Raw genomic sequence first — 17984 nt, 5'->3', positions numbered from 1 at the left:
ATAATATTAACAAATGTTTTTATAGGAATTGCCATCTCGATAGTCGTATCGAACTCATTGAGATGGTAACTGCACGGATTGCTATACCCGTTAACGGTCAGCACGCTAGCAGTAGCTCTGCTCGTTAGTATAAACAGCAAAAAGAGCAACATTGATATGAGAACCATTGTTTGTAACTCGCTGCAAAGTTTTTGGGATATGGCTGATAACCAATTCTTAGAAGGGCTAGACGTACACTGCGTGTTCCCTGTGAGCGAGAACCTAAAAGAGTTTATTTTGAATTGCCAAGCAAAGTATAAGATAAACCATATATCGTTTACTCGAGCGTTTTTAGGCACGGATTCCTAATAACGTTCAAAGCAACCAGGGATGGTTGCTTTGTGTATACGATTTACCCTGCCATTTCCTAGCTTTACTTCCAGCAACACCTTAGCTAAAACTACTGACTGTTAGCTGGTTAAGCGACTTCCTAAACCACTCACTCGCTCTGTTTTCACCTTAATACCACGCTTCAATACATTCGTATCACTGAACATCATCAGTCGTTTCTTAGCACGTGTAATACCCGTATAGATAAGTTCTCGCGTTAGAATCGGGCTGAAATCAGGCGGTAAGATCATCAAGGTCAGATCAAATTCACTACCTTGAGATTTGTGAATCGTCATCGCATACGCGGTTTCATGATCAGGCACTCGACTTGGTAGTACGGCTTTTACACTGCCATCGGGCAATTCAAAGTACACCTTCAATCGAGGGGCTGAGTTATCGTCAGTTGAAGAAGAGCTACTTGCATCAGCTTCAAGCATACAGATACCAATATCACCATTGTATAAGCCCAAGCCATGATCATTGCGTGTTACCATTACTGGTCGCCCGTGATACCACAATTCATCGTTGTGAGGATTCACCAAGCGCCTTGCAGCAAGTGCCCTTTCGATTCTGTGGTTGAGGCCTTTAACACCAAAGTCACCTTCACGAATGGAACACAGCAATCGACACTGACTGAACAAATCGAGCACCGATTTTGCGCGTGCTTCTTGAGTTTCTAGCTCTTCCAACGGCACATTCATTCGGTTCAGATACGCACCATACTCATTAACCAAAGTTCGCAGCATCAAGTTATAGCTGTCACTCGACAGGGGATGATTTTCGATATCCTCAAACCCTTTCGCAAACACTTGATCGACCTGATTAGCAGAGCCGTTATTGATCGCTTTTGCCAACTGCCCGATACCTGAACGCGCATCAAAGCGGTAACTCTTCTGCAGCATACACAAGCTATCTGCAATCGCAGGAGGGTTAACCGATCCTGTTTTGACCTGCCTTGTATTGGCTATCGCATCAAAGCCTGTCATTTCCGCAATCAAGTTTCCTTGCGCGCTGCTGTAACCGGCAGAATTGAATGAACAGATATCGCCTAACACCGCCCCCGCCTCAACAGAAGCGAGTTGATCTTTATCGCCAAGCAAAATAAGCCTTGCATGCTCAGGTAGCGCATCCACCAGCTTATACATCATGGATAAGTCGACCATCGATGCTTCATCCACCACCAAGATATCAAGGTGAAGTGGATTGCGTCGGTTGTGTCTAAACTCCGCTCGATTAGGAATCGCGCCGAGTAGTCTGTGCAAGGTACTCGATTCCGTCGGTATGTTGGCCTTCACTTCAGGTGATAAAGGCAGTTGTTCAATCGCTTTACCAATCGACTCAGTTAAACGTGCTGCCGCTTTACCTGTCGGTGCCACCAGCTTGATCGTCGGTGTTTTATCTTGGCTGAGTGATTGCTCGACCATCGCCGACAGCAACTTAGTTACCGTGGTCGTTTTACCGGTACCCGGCCCACCAGAAATCACCGCGAAGCGACGACTTAACGCCACCGCTGCCGCTACTTTTTGCCAGTTCAAACAGACAGATAACGGCACTAGACTATCCAGCACATCTAAATCGGTCACTTGTTTGGCTTGAACAATCGCTTGATCAATAGAACCCCAATCCAAAGCCTGTTCATCGACGATATCTAGATGGTCACACACTAATTGCTGACGTAATACCTGAGAGGTTTGTTGGTTTGCTTCTGCCTTGGCTAATGCGTTAAACAAGAAGTGATAACTGCGTGCAAAAAGCTGATTGAGCGTTTCAGTCAGTGCTTTTTTCTGCTCAATATTGAACTCTACTGGCTTACTTAAACGATTTAGAGTTTCAGCCAACACAACTTCATAGTTCCAATAACGCTGTAAGTAGACACGCTGTCCATCAAACATTAGCGGCTTAACGCAGTCATTGGTTGTGCCAACGAGGTTAGATGATTGCAGAACAGTCGCCCAATCAATACCTAACAACTTTTGATTCAATTGCAGTGCCGTTTCACCGTACAACCCAAGTAACTGAGCTAGATCTGCAGTTTGAGCTTGTATAAGCTGAGTACAAATATGCCCCTTGCCTAGTTCATGGCTCACCACCCCAGCGAGAAAACCGATCTCCTGAGAATGACTCGTCGCTTGCTGAGAAATAAAACGAGCAAACTGATAATCCAACTGACGAATTGAGCCCTTATCAGCTAGGAACTGTAATACATCCATGAGCTGCTCAGGGATAAGTGAAACTGGCTTTAGCGTGTTCGCAGCTTCTGTGCTGGTATTAGTGGTCGTTGTTGTCATTATAAAAGCCCCATCTGTCCAGTTTCATTGTCATTCAATTGTGCTGAACGTCTGTCTATCACTTTACCGTCAATCAATTGATCCATTTCATCGAGCAAAGCCAATGTAGGTTTAGCAGAGAAAATACCTTGTTGAGATTGGCCGTCCATTCCTCTTAAAAACAAGTAATAGACCCCACCAAAGTGCTGATCATAGCTGTAATCCGCAACGCGGCTGCGTAAGAAGCGGTGCAATGCCAACGCATAGATTTGATATTGCAGATCATAACGGTGGTCAGCCATCGCCGATTTCAATGCTTCACCATGGTAGACGGCAACGTCGTCACCTAAATGGTTCGATTTCCAGTCGAGCACATAGTATTTACCTTGGTGCTCGAACACCAAATCGATGAAGCCTTTCAACATGCCTTGCACGGTTTGGAAACCTAGGTCGCCCGCTTTAGCCGACAAAGGGTCATGATATTGAATAGTTTGATTCAATTCCGATGCGGCAAGTACTTCGATCGGTAGTAAGAACTCCATCTCAACTAAGCGTTGCGTTGAGCCTTTCTCGCTTAGCTTTAGGTTCTTACCATCCAGCGCGGTGTTCAGCACCGTATCAACCAGTTGTTGAAGTACAGGTAGCCACTCTAATTCGTATTGTTCAGACTCTAATAAGTGAGTGATTACTTGCGTGTTATGTTCGCTTGTTGCTGGCTCAGTAAACTCAACATCCTCAAACAAGGTGTGCAAGAAAGTACCAGGGCGGGCACCGCGAGGGAACGTGAATATAGAACGTTCAGGTTCAATCAATTCCGACTCATCGTGTTCATCAGCCGAATCAATATCGAAGCCAGACACCTCAATCGTGGCATCATGGTTCGCGCCGTGACTGCCTTGTTTTACTAACCCCGAGTAACTGGTGATTCGCCAAGCTCGGTCAATTGAAGCCTTCAGTTCACTAGCATGTAAGTCTTCACTCACTTGCTCTGTTTGCACAAACACTTGTTCGTGAGCGGTAGGCGTTTCAGACAGCAATACGCTTGAATTTTTACCCTCAATCGCTGACAAAGCTTGATTCAACTCAGCAATGCCTTGCTCTTGTCCGTTTTGAATCAAGTAGCCCATGGCACTTAAGTGAACACCTGTCGGCTCTTTGGTTGAGCGCCCTTTACGTAAAGGAGCCATACCAATAAAACAGCCATAAACCGCACGAGTCAGCGCTACATAAATCAAGCGTAAGTCTTCTGCCAATCGCTCTTTATCGGCTTGCGCTAAAGCACTGTCGCTACCCGTAATATCAAGCACTGTGGTATCTGATTCATGGTCGTAGAACTTACCTTCACTCGCTTCACGATAGCTTGCCACGAACGGTAAAAATACTAAGTCATATTCCAAACCTTTCGATTTATGAATAGTGACGATTTGAACTAAGTTTCTTTCTGATTCAAGGCGTTGAATGTCGTCTTCACTGCCACCTAAACCATTTTGCGCATCTGATATCGCTTCTGCTAGCCAACGTAACAAGCCATAGTCGCTGTCGAGTTCCTGCCTAGCTTGTTGCAGCAATTCACCAATGTGCATTAAGTCGGTGAGTGAGCGCTCACCATTTTCTTCTTCCAGTAAGCGCTCTGCTAGATGTCGTTTACTGATCACGCTGCGCAGCATTGGTAGTACGCCACGCTGTAGCCACAACTTACGGTATTCTCGGAATTCGTTAACGACGTTTTCCCAAACCACTTCATCGTTGTTGAGTTCATCCAATGATGCGGCATCCAAAGCAAACAACTCTGAGGCTAAACTAGCGCGCAACGCACGATCGTTTTCAGGTGTCAGTACCGCTTGCAGTAAACGTTGGATATCTTGCGCGACCAAGCTAGTAAACACACTGTCTCGGTTAGATAAGTAGACACTAGCGATGCCTTGTTCGGATAGCGCGTTCTTAATCAGACGACCTTCACTACCAGTTCGAACCAAGACAGCAATATCACCGGCATTCACGGCATGTTGTTTTTTGCCGTTATCAAAATAGGCTTGCTGGTTTTGAGAAGCGGTAAGAATGGTTTGAATTTGACTCGCCGTCGCCTCGGCCATTGCCTTGTGATATTCGCCTTTCGGTAAGGGCTTGTCTTCCGCCTCTTGCAGCCAAAAGGTGAGCGCGTGCTGAGTTTCACCATTCACCACCCATTGGCGTTTGTCGGCCGATGGGCTGGCTGCTACGGGCAAAAATGGAATGTCTTGGTCGTAGATAAACGGGCTATCCGAATTCATAAACACTTGGTTTACCGCGCTGACCATATCAGCACTCGAACGCCAGTTAGTGCCTAACGTGTAGTGAGCACTAACTTGGTTTCTTGCCTTGATATAGGTAAATATATCGGCACCGCGGAAACCGTAGATAGCCTGCTTAGGGTCACCGATCATAAACAGGCCACATTGCGGATTGTCTAAATAGATTCGACTAAAAATACTGTATTGCAGCGGATCGGTATCTTGGAATTCATCGATCATCGCCACTGGGTATAAGGTGCGGATTCTCTCCACCAGCAGTGATTGCTCATCGACATCAATTGACGCGGATAACTGAGTCAACAAATCATCAAATGATAACCACTGCTTCTGCTGTTTAGCCTTGGCTAGCATAGTTCGACAATGAGTAATCGCATGTGCCAACAAGGGGGCTTTTAGATCTGCTGGAGAATTTAAGAAGTCCTCAATCGCTTCGAAAACGGCGTGCTGAGGCGCGGTGCCTTTCGGTGTTTTTTCAACTAAAGTGGCTTGAGAGAACTTCTCTAGTTTATCTGGAAACTGGTAATCATGAGTGTCGCTCTGCGCCCATGCCTTGACGGCTTCTAGCCATGTCGGCAGAGACTTCTTGGTGTAACTGCGCTTGTTCACATCTGAACCTGAAATCAAAGCCAAAAAGTCCGCTTCAGATTCACACCACAGCGCTTTAAGTTGCTTCACTTTGTCTAGGTTTTGATTGTGCAGAGTTTGCAGATCACCCGACATCGCTTCTACGGTTAGCTTTAGTGGAGACCCCGTCAGATAACGATTTACGTCTGCTAATAATGCAGCCGGTGAACCCCAAATATTTCGCACCTCATCTGCAAGTTGAATAGGCAATGGGTAGAACTGTTTACGCCAATAGTCGGCAACCACTTGTGCTTTCAGATGGCTTTCATCGGTCACAAATTCATTGTCAAAACGGCTTCCAGACTCAAAAGCATTTTGAGTCAACATTCGCTGACAGAAGCCATGAATGGTGTAGACCGCGGCTTCATCCATTTGTCTTTCGGCATTGAGTAGGGTTTTCGCAGCACCAGCATGATCATCGATGGCTTGTAACAGAGGAGCAATCACTGGATCGTCACTTTGCCCACGTGCAAACGCAATCCGTGCATCATGGATTCGAGCACGAATACGATCACGTAGCTCTGCCGTTGCCGCTTCAGTAAAGGTCACAACCAAGATTTGGTCTACGGTTAGCGGCTCATGGTGTCGAGTGGCTTCAGTCAGATCACCTTGTGGAGCGGCCGTGCCGTGCCCGAGCAGTAGGCGCAAGTACAAGCCAGCGATGGTAAATGTTTTCCCCGTACCCGCTGATGCTTCAATTAAACGCGCACCATGAAGTGGAAACGTCATGGTATCGAGTGTCTGTGGAGCGATTACCTGAACACTGCTTGTGGTCGTCATGCCTTACTGCCTTCTGATAAATGTGTTGTTACAAATGTGACCTAGCGTGGAAAACGTCATTCAATTTACGTCCTACGCTAATTTGTTAATAGTTAGTGCGATCTCTCTCACGGATCAATTCAGATCGCCTCGCTACTATGCGCCCACGAGTTCAGGAGCGCGTACGAGTTTTGTACTTTACGGCGTTACTTTGAACCAAAGAATAATGGTCCCTCTGACCTGTGGCCGTACAGCGAACGCCCTACACTAATAATGATTTACTGGCGGCCACTTTATTTCCTGTACCCTGACTTCCCGCAAGTCACTATCTATCGCTTTTACTAAGCTTATACCTCGATTATCTCTAACCTTTTGATAAGCCAAGCACTCCAAATTTACATCTAACTCTTTATTTTCCATGTCTTTATTCAAGCGCATCTCTTTGACTTTAGTATCGTTGGCGATCTTGCTGATCACTGCTGATTATTCCTGCTCTTCCAGATCGGCAGCAGCCAATCTTGCCGCCTGTAACACAAGCGTTGAATACATACGCGACTCAGTAGCCAGTTCATCATCCCACTTAAACCAAATACGTGAGATGTAGGTATCTCTGCCCTCGCCCGTGAAAGCGAAGCTATCATTAAAAGTATCGGCCATTTTCTTAAGTGACTTTTCTTCGTCATCGACCCATTTACCACGACTAAAGCCCGCTTCAACGCCAGCCAAGGCGGTTTTCGGGAAATACGGCAATGGGGCTGTCATGCCTTGGTAAAACAGTCGAACTAATTCAGCCAGCAAACTCTTCGCCTGCTGCGCATCGCCGATAGGTTGTAGCGTTTGGTGAACAACGCCCTCTTTTCTGTCGTAGCCAATAATATGGGTCGTTTTTCCGTGTCCCATCACTGCACAACATAGATGATCAATCCACGCTGCCAAATAATCTTGAGAGCGTATTTTACCGCTACGGAAACGCACTAGACCTGATTGATAGTTTTGAGTTAACCAACCCATCAAACGAACAGGTTTGCCTTCGCCTAACACATCAAATTCGATATTCACTTCGAGATCTTGTTGCGGTGATCCACTCACAAATCGAATCTCTTTGGCTAAGTCTTCCGCTTGCACACGGTTGGTTTCAAATTCGATATCACCAAAGGCGCCAACCGGTAATCGGCCCTGTGCTTTTTGCTCAGAGACAAACAATCGAACGGCTTCGTCTGCGCCTTCAGGGTGGTCCAGTAACACTTGCAGCAAAGCATCCTTAAGTTGGAAACTCTCTAAACCATTAAGTACAAATGGCTCATCATCTTCCATAACAGGAAGTGGCGGCTCAAACACCACTTTTAGACGACGATTAAAGAAGTACTGCACTGGCAAACGCCAAAAACGCTGTAATTCAACCAAATCGAGTTCTAACGGGTACGACGCACCCAACAAATAGTCATCTAAGGCACGATTGAATTCACCACTGCGTTCACCGGAACGGTTAGCCGCTGGAAGCCACTCTTTGGCGTAACTCAGCACATGGCTTGCATCACCTTGAGTAAAGGCTGCTGGGCTAAACGGTGTCATGGTGTGTTCAAAACTGATCGCTTGAGTCAGGTTGATGCCTGAATCATCACTTGGTAAGGCTTGGTCGTCACTCAAACAATAGTTCTGTTGGCAGTATTCAATCAACTCTGAAACCAATACCGACGGCACTCGCTCAGTATTATCTTGAATCGAACGGCCGACATAGCTGATGTACAAGCATTCTTGCGCCGACAGCATCGCCTCTAAGAATAGATAGCGGTCATCATCACGACGAGAACGATCGCCCGCCCGTGTGCGTCCGTTCATTAGATCAAAACCTTCTGGCGGCATTGAGCGAGGGTAAACACCATCATTCATACCTAACAAACAGACGGTTTTGAACGGAATAGAACGCATCGGCATCAAGGTACAAAAGTTAACTTGGCCAGCTAAGAATCGCTGGCTAATACGCGCGCCAGATAACTTATTATTGAGGTACTGGTAGATAATACTTGGCGACAACTCTTGTTCATACAAGGCATCATCAAGCTGTTCATTCAGTTGCGAAAGTGCATCGCGAATCGATTTGAGCACCACCTCGCCTTCCAGTTCAACCGCAAAGAAATCATCAATCATTTGCAGCAAGGTTTCACGCCACATATCGATAGATTGTGTTTCAGTTAAGCGTTGACGGTAATGGGCAATACGATCGATAAAGTGCGCTAACTTACCTGCAAGTTCGGCGTTAATGCCTTGAACTTCGTTATAAGCGGCAATCGGAGAGTGTTCAGTTTCAAATAAACCCGCAGAATCCGACATCGCATATCCTAAGAGCATGCGCTGAATACCGAATAACCAAGTATTTTGCTCGGTCGCAGGTAGATCAAATTCTGTTGCCGTTGAAGCATCGACACCCCAACGGATACCCGCTTCTTCAACCCATTGCTTGGCTTGCTCGAATTGAAACTCGTCAATACCAAAGCGTGCCATCATCGCAGGAATTTCTAACAGCTCTAGCAACTCAGAAGCTAAACAGCGCGTGTTCGGTAGCGCGACTAACTGCATGAAAGCGGTCAGAATTGGGCTTTCTTGGTCTGCGGTTCTATCAGAGATCGAGTAAGGGATATAACGCTCACCCGGAGCATTACCAAATACCGCCTGAATCGCTGGGCTATAAGCATTAATATCAGACACCATTACGATGATATCGCGTGGTTTTAGTGTCGGGTCGGCATCAAACATCGCCAAAAGCTGATCATGAAGGACTTCAACCTCACGCATTGGGCTGTGACAAGCGTGTACCGTTAACGAGCGATCGCCAAGCTCAACCACCTGTTTATGGTTGCTGGAATCTAAGATGTGATCGTCTTGATGCTCTTCTAACTGGAGAATATCGGCTTGCAGTTGATGAAGTAGGTTATCCCTCTCAACATCAATAAAGAACTCATGCTCTTCACTGTCTGATTGAGATAGTAAAAACAGGTTATCTCTACCCAGCTTACCCATAGACGCAAGTAAACTATTACCCACGGCTTGGCTGGTGTGTAGTTCATCTTCAACGTTGGCTTCAATGCCATCTTTCAATGGTGATACTTCGCCTTCAAGCTGAGGTAAACCATCAACCAATGCAAACTGCTTACGACGCTGCGCTTCCACTCTCGCCAAGTATTTACGGTCACGAATATCGCCCCAGTAATGCTGACAAGGGTTGGTAAACATCAAGTGCACATCAATCTGTTCGCCAAGTGCTTTCAAAGCATCCATGTAGCGAGGAGGCAGCGACGAAATGCCAAACACAAACAGACGTTTCGGCAGGTGTTGTAACTGACCTTGTTGGCTGGCTAGCGCTTCAATGAAGTCGTGATATAAGTTACCACGGTGATACTTTGATTGGCCTTGAGACAACGTCTGATCATAAAGTGCTTTCCACAAAATCGGTTGCCAAGGGTGTTCTTGCTGCCCTTCGTCATCAATAAGTTCGGAAACAGGCTCTCCCGCTTCCCACATCGCCATCCATTCAGGTCGATACACCAAGTAGCCATCGAAGATATCGGCAATTTTCTCTGCCAATTGATACAACTTAGAGTCATCTTCGTCATTTTCAAGATAGCGTTGCAGGGGTAAGAAATCAGGGTGGTCAAGCTTAGCGGGTAGCAAACTCATTAGCTTCCACGTCATCGCTTCTTTGTTAAAAGCACTGCGTTTAGGCACATCAGGAAGCACTTGGGTAAACATATCCCAAATGAAGGTTGCTGGAAGAGGAAAGTCTATATTTGCTGCTACACCAAACTCTTTGGCGAGTTCCATCTTAAGCCATTGAGACATACCTGGGCTCTGAACCAAGATCTGCTCTTTTTCGAAAGGATTGGCTAAAGGGTCACTTTTGATTAAGTGAACGAGAAGGATTTTTAAAGTATCGACTTTATTGGAATGGTAAACAGTAAACAAAGTGCACTCACGCTAATCTTGCCACAATATAAAGCCAGATTAGCATAAGTGCCGAGTTTGGATTAGGAATATAAGCTTATGAAATACTGAAAACTTAAGGTCCGTTTATCTTTTGAACTATTGCTTCTTACAATCTACTGCCTACCGCACTTAGAACACGGTGAGGTTTGTAATTCATGTAATAACGAACCGCCACATAACCCACTACAAACGTTGCCACAATCAATTCTAGATACGCTAGGTTGAAGACTTGATCCACATAGTGAGTTTCCACACCAACAGTTTGCATCCAAGCCGCCAATTTGAATAACGCCGTTGCACCAATCACGATTGGGAATGTAAACGCCGCATAGCCAGGGCTGAATGGCAGACGAAGTAGTTTGAAAAACGCGATGTAGATAATAAACGTCATCAACACTGCAATGCCAAAGAGTAACCCAATGATCACTGGCGAAGGATTTGCCGTCACCGTTAGGTAGCCAGCTAAAGATAGACTTGCTGGTGCCGCCATAATCGCAATGGTTGGTTTTGCTGCGTCAGGCACTTCATGAGAGAAGATCAAACGGTAGATCATGAGCGGTAGCATTACGGCATAAACCAATAAGCCAAAAACTAAAGTCGCGTGAGCAACAGGTTCTAAGATCGGATTACCTGAAAAAGAAACGTCTGCCACGATAATACCGATTGGTGGCACAAACCAACTTGGCACCATGTGGTGAATCTCAAAGTTTTTAGCTCTGTGGTATAAGAAGCTCACCAAGAACACGACATGTAACGCTACCGAAGCGAGCCACACAGCTTCTTGTAAGAATTGAGAGATTGGAGCCAACGAAGCAGACACCACCATACAACCCATCGCGAATGTGGGTACAACACTACCAACAACAGGGTGAGCAAGGTCTTCACGTAATAAGTGGCCATGAATCAAAAATTTCACAGCTAAAACAATAAGTAATACGGCCGCAATGCCAGCACTGATCCACTGCACCAAACCCGGTGTGTGTAAAGTACCTTGTGCGACTAAAACGCCATCCCAACACCAGCCTAAGCTTGCAATTGCGAGTGCTAACCCTGCCATGGGTGTTGGAGCTCCTGTTAATCTATATTTAATACGTTGAATCATGTCAGCCTCTCTTAAACTTAATTCACTAAACTTGTGAACTCATCAGCTTGTTGAAGCCATAATACGCTTGCGCTTCGTTAAACAATATCCAATTATATATAACAAGTGTTCATTAATACTGAACGATACCTTTCCACCAGCAGCGTAAAACTAGGAACCTGATGGCTAATATTTCAATCAAACAACTCAAAGTGTTTGTCACCATTACCCAACATTCGACGCTTACCGCCGCATCGGAAGCACTGTTTTTGTCTAAGGCTGCTGTCAGCATGGCGCTGGGCGAAATGGAGAAACAATTGGGCCACTCTCTATTTGACCGGGTCAACAACCGATTAATTCTCAATCAAGAAGGACAAAAGCTACTTCCTTTGGCTGACGAGATTCTTCATAGAGCCGCAGGTATCGATGTTTTGTTCCGAGATGACCAACCATTAAGTGGCAATTTAAAGGTTGGCGCGAGTGACACGATTGGTAATCAGGTCGCACCGTTTATTCTGTCTGGCTTTCGCGAACTAACTCAGCATCAAGATCAGAGCTTGTTCATTTCAAACAGTGCGCTGATCTGCCAAAAGTTGGTGGATTATGAACTGGATATCGCGTTAATTGAAGGAAAAACACTCCATCCGGAGTTGATCTCTAGCCAGTTCAGTAGCGATGAAATGTGTATTATCGTTAGTAATCAACACCCTCTCCTTTCTCAAGACAAAGTTGCATTGCAAGATTTAGAAGGCAGCCACTGGATACTGAGAGAGTCAGGTTCAGGAACTCGCGAGTTTTTCCTGCGTGCTGTCGCACCTCGTATCGAACATTGGTATGAATCCTTTGAACTCAACACCACCGAGGCCATCATCAATTCGGTTTCTGCAGGGCTTGGGCTCGCTTGTTTATCACGGTTAGCCGCACAACGAGCGATTGATTCCGGCCGAGTAAAAGCACTCGATGTCCCGCTCGACATGAAACGCCGATTCTGGATGCTGGTGCACAAAGACAAATATCAAAGCCCGCTGCTGAAATCTTTCATGGGTTATTGTGAAGACTGGGCTACACATCAAGATTGAGGCCGCATAGTTAGGTCATCAACTGGACTTTTTGCATCAGAAACTGTATAAAAAGCCAGTAAAATTTATCAAACTTAGAGGATTAACCATGGCTGTTATCGTCAAGTACGTGGTCGAACGCAACGGAGAAGAGAAAATGACTTTTACCTCTAAAGCCGAAGCTGACGCATACGACAAAATGCTGGATATGGCTGATGAGCTTTTTGAACTGTTAAGCAAAAGCGATTTAGTTGAAGATGAAGGCAAGCAAGAAGAACTTGCAATGTACCTAGCGAAGAATAAAGAAGAAGTTCTTTACGCACTAGGTGCTAAGCGCAAACCAGCTCCGAAAAAAGAAAAGAAACTTGAAGCTGTTGAAGACGCAGAAGAAGATGCAGCATAACTAGCTGATATTTTTCTAGAAAACGTCAATAACGCCTCTAATAAGAGTCCGTTGTTGGCGTTTTTTTATACTTATTGAAATATAATGAAGCTTGTTTATAGTCGAAATCGCTCTAAACATTCACTTGCACAAAAGTGTGATAAAGATCTAATCTATAGTCATCAGGTGATGGGGTTCCACCTAAGCTTTTGCTTCAACCGCCCGTTCTTTTCGAACAGTGCTAATGACTCCTACAGAATCGAAAACAGGTAATACTGTTGGATGTATCGCTATTCCTCCATTTTGAAATGGACTTAGTCTATTAAGACCTAGCTTCATGACACCTTTGGATTACCGATACTCAAGATCTGTAGTGAATTAGCCGCACCTCTTCCAACACGTCCTGTTTTCTCAACGCCCTAGGCCCTAAATGGCTCTAACAGTGAGAAAACATTATGCACTACTCTTCAGAAATTCAATCAATGTGCCCTATTCAAAGGGGTGATCTTCACACTTCAGCTCCAATTCCAGTTGAAGGCGCTATGGTTAGCCCAAAAGATGTCATCGCTATTTCTGGCTTAAGCCATGGCGTAGGCACTTGTGCACCACAACAAGGTGCGGCAAAACTAACGCTAAACGTAAAAAACGGCATCATCGAAGAAGCACTAATCGAAACGATTGGTTGTTCAGGCATGACTCAATCAGCCGCGATGGCAGCCGAAATCCTCACAGGAAGAACCATTCTTGAAGCCCTGAATACTGACTTGGTGTGTGACGCTATTAACGTAGCCATGCGCGAAATCTTTCTGCAATTTGTTTACGGTCGAACTCAATCTGCATTCTCTGAAGGCGGCCTAGAAATTGGCGCTGCATTAGAAGACCTAGGTCAAACACAACGTAGCCAAGTAGGTACTAGCTATTCAACCTCAGCGAAAGGCGTTCGTTACCTAGAGCTTGCAGAGGGTTACGTGACCAAGCTTGCACTTGATGACCATAGCGAAGTAATTGGCTACGAATATCTCAACCTCGGCAAAATGATGAAGGCGATTAATCAAGGTATGTCAGCTAATGAAGCAGCAGACCTTGCTATGGGAACTTACGGTCGCTTCGATGAAGCCGTAACCACCATTAACCCACGCCAACAATAATTTTTGCCAATTTAGAGGAAAGATATGATGAACACTCAATTTAATGAATCAGTAACTCGCGTATTGGCAGAAATGAACTTCGACTCTTTAGAGCAAGCGAACCAATACTGTCTATCACACAATGTCGACCCAAAAGCGTTAGTGATGGATACCCAACCTATTGCTTTTGAAAGCGCTGCCGATGCTTATATCCTTGGCTCAGCACTGGCGCTATTTCGCAAAGCCACCAGCGCAGAACAAGCAGCAAATATCATTGGTGAAGGCCTTCAAGCATTCACCAAACCTGGCAGTGTTGCTGAGCAACGCCAAGTGGGGATCGGCCACGGTGCATTGGCTGCACGTCTTCTAAATGAAGAAAGCCACTGCTTTGCTTTCCTTGCGGGCCATGAATCTTTTGCTGCTGCAGAAGGTGCGATTAAAATCGCACTCAACGTCAACAAATCACGTCACAACCCATTAAAGGTAATACTCAATGGTCTAGGTAAAGATGCAGCTTACTTAATTTCTCGCATCAATGGTTTTACCTATGTTCGCACTCAATACGATTACCAAACAGGCGAGCTTGTTGAAACAGAACGTCGCCGCTTCTCACAAGGCCCTCGCGGAGAGATCTTATGTTACGGCGCTGATGATGTACGTGAAGGCGTAGCAATCATGCACAGAGAAGAAGTGGATGTAAGTATTACGGGTAACTCAACTAACCCAACGCGCTTCCAACACCCTGTTGCAGGTATCTACAAAGCAGAACGTACTCGCCAAGGTTTACCTTACTTCTCAGTTGCTTCAGGCGGCGGTACAGGTCGAACATTGCACCCAGATAACGTGGCAGCAGGTCCAGCGTCTTACGGCATGACAGATACCATGGGCAGAATGCACGCTGATGCTCAGTTCGCCGGTAGCTCTTCTGTTCCGGCTCATGTGGCAATGATGGGCTTCATCGGTATGGGTAACAACCCAATGGTCGGTGCGACGGTTGCATTGGCTGTGGCTGTGAGCGAATCTCAAAACGCATAACGACAACGTTGGCGCCACGATCTATCCATAGAAGAGAGTCCGTTAACTGAGAAACAAGCAATAACAGACGACCAAAACTCTACACCTATCACTAAAACCAAACAGCCAGCCTTATGCTGGCTGTTTTTTATTCACACTTGCTCTACTATCTATTTCTAATAATTATTTGTATCTAAGATTAAATACACAAACTATTAGGGCGTGTTGACCTTTCGTGGTTAAATTTTGTTCGAGATAAAAGCGTTTTAATCGCGGCGAGGGAGAAGTAGCCTAGTCATTCTAAGCAAATCTCCCTCAACAAAGAGTAAAACGCTTTTAGCCGAACCCTTCGGGCAGCGTTTGCTGGTCATTTCTACTACGTTATCGGCTTCTCATGTAGGCCAGCTACACGTCAAAGCCTCTGCCTTGTATAAATGCCCAGCAACTCGCTGCAAAAATCAGCTCGAAAGCTCAACACGCCCTAGTATTTAACTGCATCTTTTCAAAGGAATAATATGAAAGAGCTCATCATTCATACCATTACCGTGTTCATGGGCTTTTTTGCCATTATGAACCCTATCGCTAATACGCCAATCTTTCTTGGATTAACCGGTGATAATGATAGGGAAACGGTTAAATCTATCGCATTCCGATCGGTACTTATCGCCTTCGTTATCGTCAGTACTTTTGCGATTTCTGGCAAACTGATCTTTGACCTCTTTGGTATCACGCTGTACGCACTGCGTATCACAGGCGGTATTCTGGTCTTTTTGATTGGCTTTCACATGCTGCAAGGTGACTCAACACATTCAAAAGCAAAAGAGAAAGTAAACTCAGACGCCCAGCGAGACGCAGCGCTAAGTATCGCAGTATCACCTTTAGCCATGCCAATACTGGCTGGCCCGGGCACTATTGCCACTGCGATGAACTTTGCCAGTACCGAGGGGATTTACGAGACCATCATTACCATTGTGGCATTTGGCCTCCTCTGCACCCTAACCTATGTCTTATTTGTATTCGGCGAACGCTTCGTTAAAGCGGTCGGGCCAAGTGCATTGAACGTGATTACTCGAATGATGGGTTTAATACTCGCAGTCATCGGTATGCAGATGCTGATTGAAGGGATTGAACAGGCTTATAAAGCGCTGTTTGTTTAAGCTCAGAACGACTAAGTTCTGATACAAAAATAGCCAGCGATTCGCTGGCTATTTTCTTTGTCGCTTTTGTTTACGGATTATAAATTAGTTCGCTGGACAGCCTTTCACGTCTACTCCATTACTCCTATAGATTAGATCACCATCCACCGGAGCATAATTTGCAGCGGTTACATCCGGGTTCTTTACAAAAAACTCACGTAGTACAGATGCATCTGTCATTTGAGTAGATTCAACATCAATTACAGGGTAGTCATCGCCACCAGCGGCACTGAAGCTGATAACAGAAAATGTGTAAGTATCTGCTAAATCAAAGCCTTTGCCATTGATGTCTCGAATGGTCACGTCATTCAAGTCACAATCGACGGTTAAGCTAATATTGTCCAATTGAGCATAAGCGCCGGAGCCTGCTGTCATAGTCGCAACAACATCTAAATACGCTTTTACTTCTGCCCCTGTCATTGTTGCTTTGGTTACGAAGTTCCCGAAAGGTTGAACCGTCAGCACATCACGATAAGCGATATCACCCGTTTGGATTGAGTCACGAACACCACCGGAATTCATCACACCAAAGTCAGCATTCACTAAGTCATAAGTACGATATGCTTCCCCTAATAAGTGACCAAGGTTGGTTTGCTCAGATCTAACCACATTACGATCACCTTCCAGTTTTTCATCTGTCTTTGAGATGATGACATCTAGTAGATCTTGGCCTTGTTGTTGGTATGGATAGAGAGTAGCTTTTACAGCTGCATCAGGCTTAATTTCAGATTGGATAAACTGATAATCACCATTTTCATCCTTCTCTTTTAAGTTTACAGGAACGAGATCGTATTTCGCTAAATGCAATTTACCATCATAAAATTCAAAGTCAGCTCGACCTACATACTTACCCCACTCGTGAGCTTGCATGATATAGGTACCATTTTGCTGATCCGGTTTACAATCATCTCCAGGATTGAAATCAGCGTATTCATTGCCTTCCATACAAACTGGATTTTGAGAGTGCCCGCCAATAATGGCATCTAACTGCCCCTCTTCTAGAGAGCGAGCAAGCAACACATCGCCAGGCGCTTCACTACCATGCTGACCATCTGCATAGTGCCCCATATGAGTCGTAGCAAAAATCAAATCAACAGTTTCATTCGCTTCAATTTCTTTTATGGCTTTTTTGATTTCGACTTGCGGGTCGGCAAAGTGAATCGTCGCGACATTGTCAGGGTTAACTAATTTCGCCGTATCTTTGGTTGTCAGGCCAATAACAGCAACTTTTAAGCCATTGATGGTGAATACTTTATATGGAGAGAAAAGGCGTTCATCAGTAACTGTGTCTCCATCTTTGATATAAATATTCGCCGCTAGCATCGGGAAGTCAGCTAGCTCAGATTGCATCTCAAGCACATCTAAGGTGTTGTCGAATTCATGGTTACCTAATGCCATCGCGTCGTAACCAAGAAGGTTCATACCAACAAAATCGGGAACCGCATCCTGCATGTCAGACTCAGGTACACCGGTGTTAATATCACCACCAGACAATAGAATAGTTTCACCACCGTTTTGGGTGACTTCTGCACGAATGCTATCGATCAAAGTCTTGCGAGCCGCCATTCCGTACTCACCCTTGCTGTTCTCCCAAAAACGACCGTGATTATCGTTGGTATGTAACACAGTAAACTTGGTACAAGAAGCAGCTGTATCACATGTCACTGTCGTATCATTGTCCGAGCCACAGCCAACCATCGCTACGCCGATAGAGAGCACCAGTAAAGACTTAGTAAAATTCATAGAAGATCCTTTATTAATCGTTTTAATGTCGTTATGGCTGGAAATATACTTATATATCGAAGGGTTTTAGTGATCATTCTCTTAATTACACA

At 45.2% G+C, this 17984-nt stretch carries 12 protein-coding genes and 1 riboswitch; of the genes, 6 read left to right on the top strand and 6 right to left on the bottom strand.

The window, feature by feature from the left end:
• The first annotated feature begins 156 nt into the window (after window positions 1-156).
• A complete protein-coding gene (locus tag QWZ07_RS08880; protein ID WP_008223046.1) occupies window positions 157-348 on the top strand; it encodes a hypothetical protein in 192 nt (63 codons plus the stop codon).
• A gap of 101 nt (window positions 349-449) precedes the next feature.
• Here the strand turns inward: QWZ07_RS08880 and recD are convergent, their stop codons facing one another.
• The 5 genes from recD to QWZ07_RS08855 all read right to left on the bottom strand — a co-directional run bounded on the left by recD (window position 450) and on the right by QWZ07_RS08855 (window position 11393).
• Window positions 450-2657 (bottom strand): exodeoxyribonuclease V subunit alpha, encoded by a 2208-nt coding sequence (recD, locus tag QWZ07_RS08875; RefSeq protein ID WP_192853453.1) that lies wholly within the window; start codon window positions 2655-2657, stop codon window positions 450-452.
• Window positions 2657-6331, bottom strand: a complete 3675-nt coding sequence (recB, locus tag QWZ07_RS08870) for an exodeoxyribonuclease V subunit beta (protein ID WP_192853452.1) — start codon at window positions 6329-6331, stop codon at window positions 2657-2659. Before recB ends, recD begins: the two co-directional genes overlap by 1 nt.
• 246 nt (window positions 6332-6577) lie before the next feature.
• The gene (locus QWZ07_RS08865; RefSeq protein ID WP_102306316.1) at window positions 6578-6787 is read right to left on the bottom strand and encodes a hypothetical protein; all 210 of its coding nucleotides are present in this window, start codon (window positions 6785-6787) and stop codon (window positions 6578-6580) included.
• 6 nt (window positions 6788-6793) lie between these two features.
• Window positions 6794-10270: an exodeoxyribonuclease V subunit gamma gene (gene recC / locus QWZ07_RS08860; protein ID WP_192853451.1), complete on the bottom strand. Its 3477-nt coding sequence runs from the start codon at window positions 10268-10270 to the stop codon at window positions 6794-6796.
• 127 nt (window positions 10271-10397) lie between these two features.
• The gene (locus QWZ07_RS08855; RefSeq protein ID WP_192853450.1) at window positions 10398-11393 is read right to left on the bottom strand and encodes a TDT family transporter; all 996 of its coding nucleotides are present in this window, start codon (window positions 11391-11393) and stop codon (window positions 10398-10400) included.
• A gap of 161 nt (window positions 11394-11554) precedes the next feature.
• Here QWZ07_RS08855 and QWZ07_RS08850 point away from each other — a divergent pair, with 161 nt between their 5' ends.
• The 5 genes from QWZ07_RS08850 (at window position 11555) to QWZ07_RS08830 (ending at window position 16110) form a co-directional block, all read left to right on the top strand.
• On the top strand, window positions 11555-12451 hold the full coding sequence (locus QWZ07_RS08850) for a LysR family transcriptional regulator (RefSeq protein WP_017110226.1): 897 nt from the start codon (window positions 11555-11557) through the stop codon (window positions 12449-12451).
• A gap of 88 nt (window positions 12452-12539) precedes the next feature.
• On the top strand, window positions 12540-12833 hold the full coding sequence (locus tag QWZ07_RS08845) for a YebG family protein (protein ID WP_004735185.1): 294 nt from the start codon (window positions 12540-12542) through the stop codon (window positions 12831-12833).
• Between the two features lie 155 nt (window positions 12834-12988).
• A riboswitch (Fluoride riboswitch) is annotated at window positions 12989-13073 on the top strand.
• Between the two features lie 194 nt (window positions 13074-13267).
• On the top strand, window positions 13268-13960 hold the full coding sequence (locus QWZ07_RS08840) for an iron-sulfur cluster assembly scaffold protein (RefSeq protein WP_065206889.1): 693 nt from the start codon (window positions 13268-13270) through the stop codon (window positions 13958-13960).
• A gap of 24 nt (window positions 13961-13984) precedes the next feature.
• Window positions 13985-14974 carry a GGGtGRT protein gene (locus QWZ07_RS08835; RefSeq protein ID WP_017110228.1) on the top strand — a complete coding sequence of 330 codons (990 nt, stop codon included), beginning with the start codon at window positions 13985-13987 and terminating at the stop codon, window positions 14972-14974.
• A gap of 494 nt (window positions 14975-15468) precedes the next feature.
• On the top strand, window positions 15469-16110 hold the full coding sequence (locus tag QWZ07_RS08830; protein WP_017110229.1) for a MarC family protein: 642 nt from the start codon (window positions 15469-15471) through the stop codon (window positions 16108-16110).
• An 84-nt stretch (window positions 16111-16194) separates the two neighbouring features.
• On the opposite strand, the gene ushA is transcribed toward QWZ07_RS08830, so the two are convergent.
• Window positions 16195-17892 carry a bifunctional UDP-sugar hydrolase/5'-nucleotidase UshA gene (ushA, locus tag QWZ07_RS08825; protein ID WP_102536128.1) on the bottom strand — a complete coding sequence of 566 codons (1698 nt, stop codon included), beginning with the start codon at window positions 17890-17892 and terminating at the stop codon, window positions 16195-16197.
• Between the last annotated feature and the right edge of the window lie 92 nt (window positions 17893-17984).

This window comes from Vibrio lentus (assembly GCF_030409755.1).
Classification (GTDB): Bacteria; Pseudomonadota; Gammaproteobacteria; order Enterobacterales; family Vibrionaceae; genus Vibrio; species Vibrio lentus.
This window is presented reverse-complemented; position numbering and strand designations above follow the sequence as displayed.

What these genes read in the sequence shown, in the direction of transcription:
- QWZ07_RS08880 (WP_008223046.1), top strand. Translation starts at nt 157, where the DNA reads ATGAGAACCATTGTTTGTAACTCGCTGCAAAGTTTTTGGGATATGGCT.
- recD (WP_192853453.1), bottom strand. Translation starts at nt 2,657, where the DNA reads ATGACAACAACGACCACTAATACCAGCACAGAAGCTGCGAACACGCTA.
- recB (WP_192853452.1), bottom strand. Translation starts at nt 6,331, where the DNA reads ATGACGACCACAAGCAGTGTTCAGGTAATCGCTCCACAGACACTCGAT.
- QWZ07_RS08855 (WP_192853450.1), bottom strand. Translation starts at nt 11,393, where the DNA reads ATGATTCAACGTATTAAATATAGATTAACAGGAGCTCCAACACCCATG.
- QWZ07_RS08850 (WP_017110226.1), top strand. Translation starts at nt 11,555, where the DNA reads ATGGCTAATATTTCAATCAAACAACTCAAAGTGTTTGTCACCATTACC.
- QWZ07_RS08845 (WP_004735185.1), top strand. Translation starts at nt 12,540, where the DNA reads ATGGCTGTTATCGTCAAGTACGTGGTCGAACGCAACGGAGAAGAGAAA.
- QWZ07_RS08840 (WP_065206889.1), top strand. Translation starts at nt 13,268, where the DNA reads ATGCACTACTCTTCAGAAATTCAATCAATGTGCCCTATTCAAAGGGGT.
- QWZ07_RS08835 (WP_017110228.1), top strand. Translation starts at nt 13,985, where the DNA reads ATGATGAACACTCAATTTAATGAATCAGTAACTCGCGTATTGGCAGAA.
- QWZ07_RS08830 (WP_017110229.1), top strand. Translation starts at nt 15,469, where the DNA reads ATGAAAGAGCTCATCATTCATACCATTACCGTGTTCATGGGCTTTTTT.
- ushA (WP_102536128.1), bottom strand. Translation starts at nt 17,892, where the DNA reads ATGAATTTTACTAAGTCTTTACTGGTGCTCTCTATCGGCGTAGCGATG.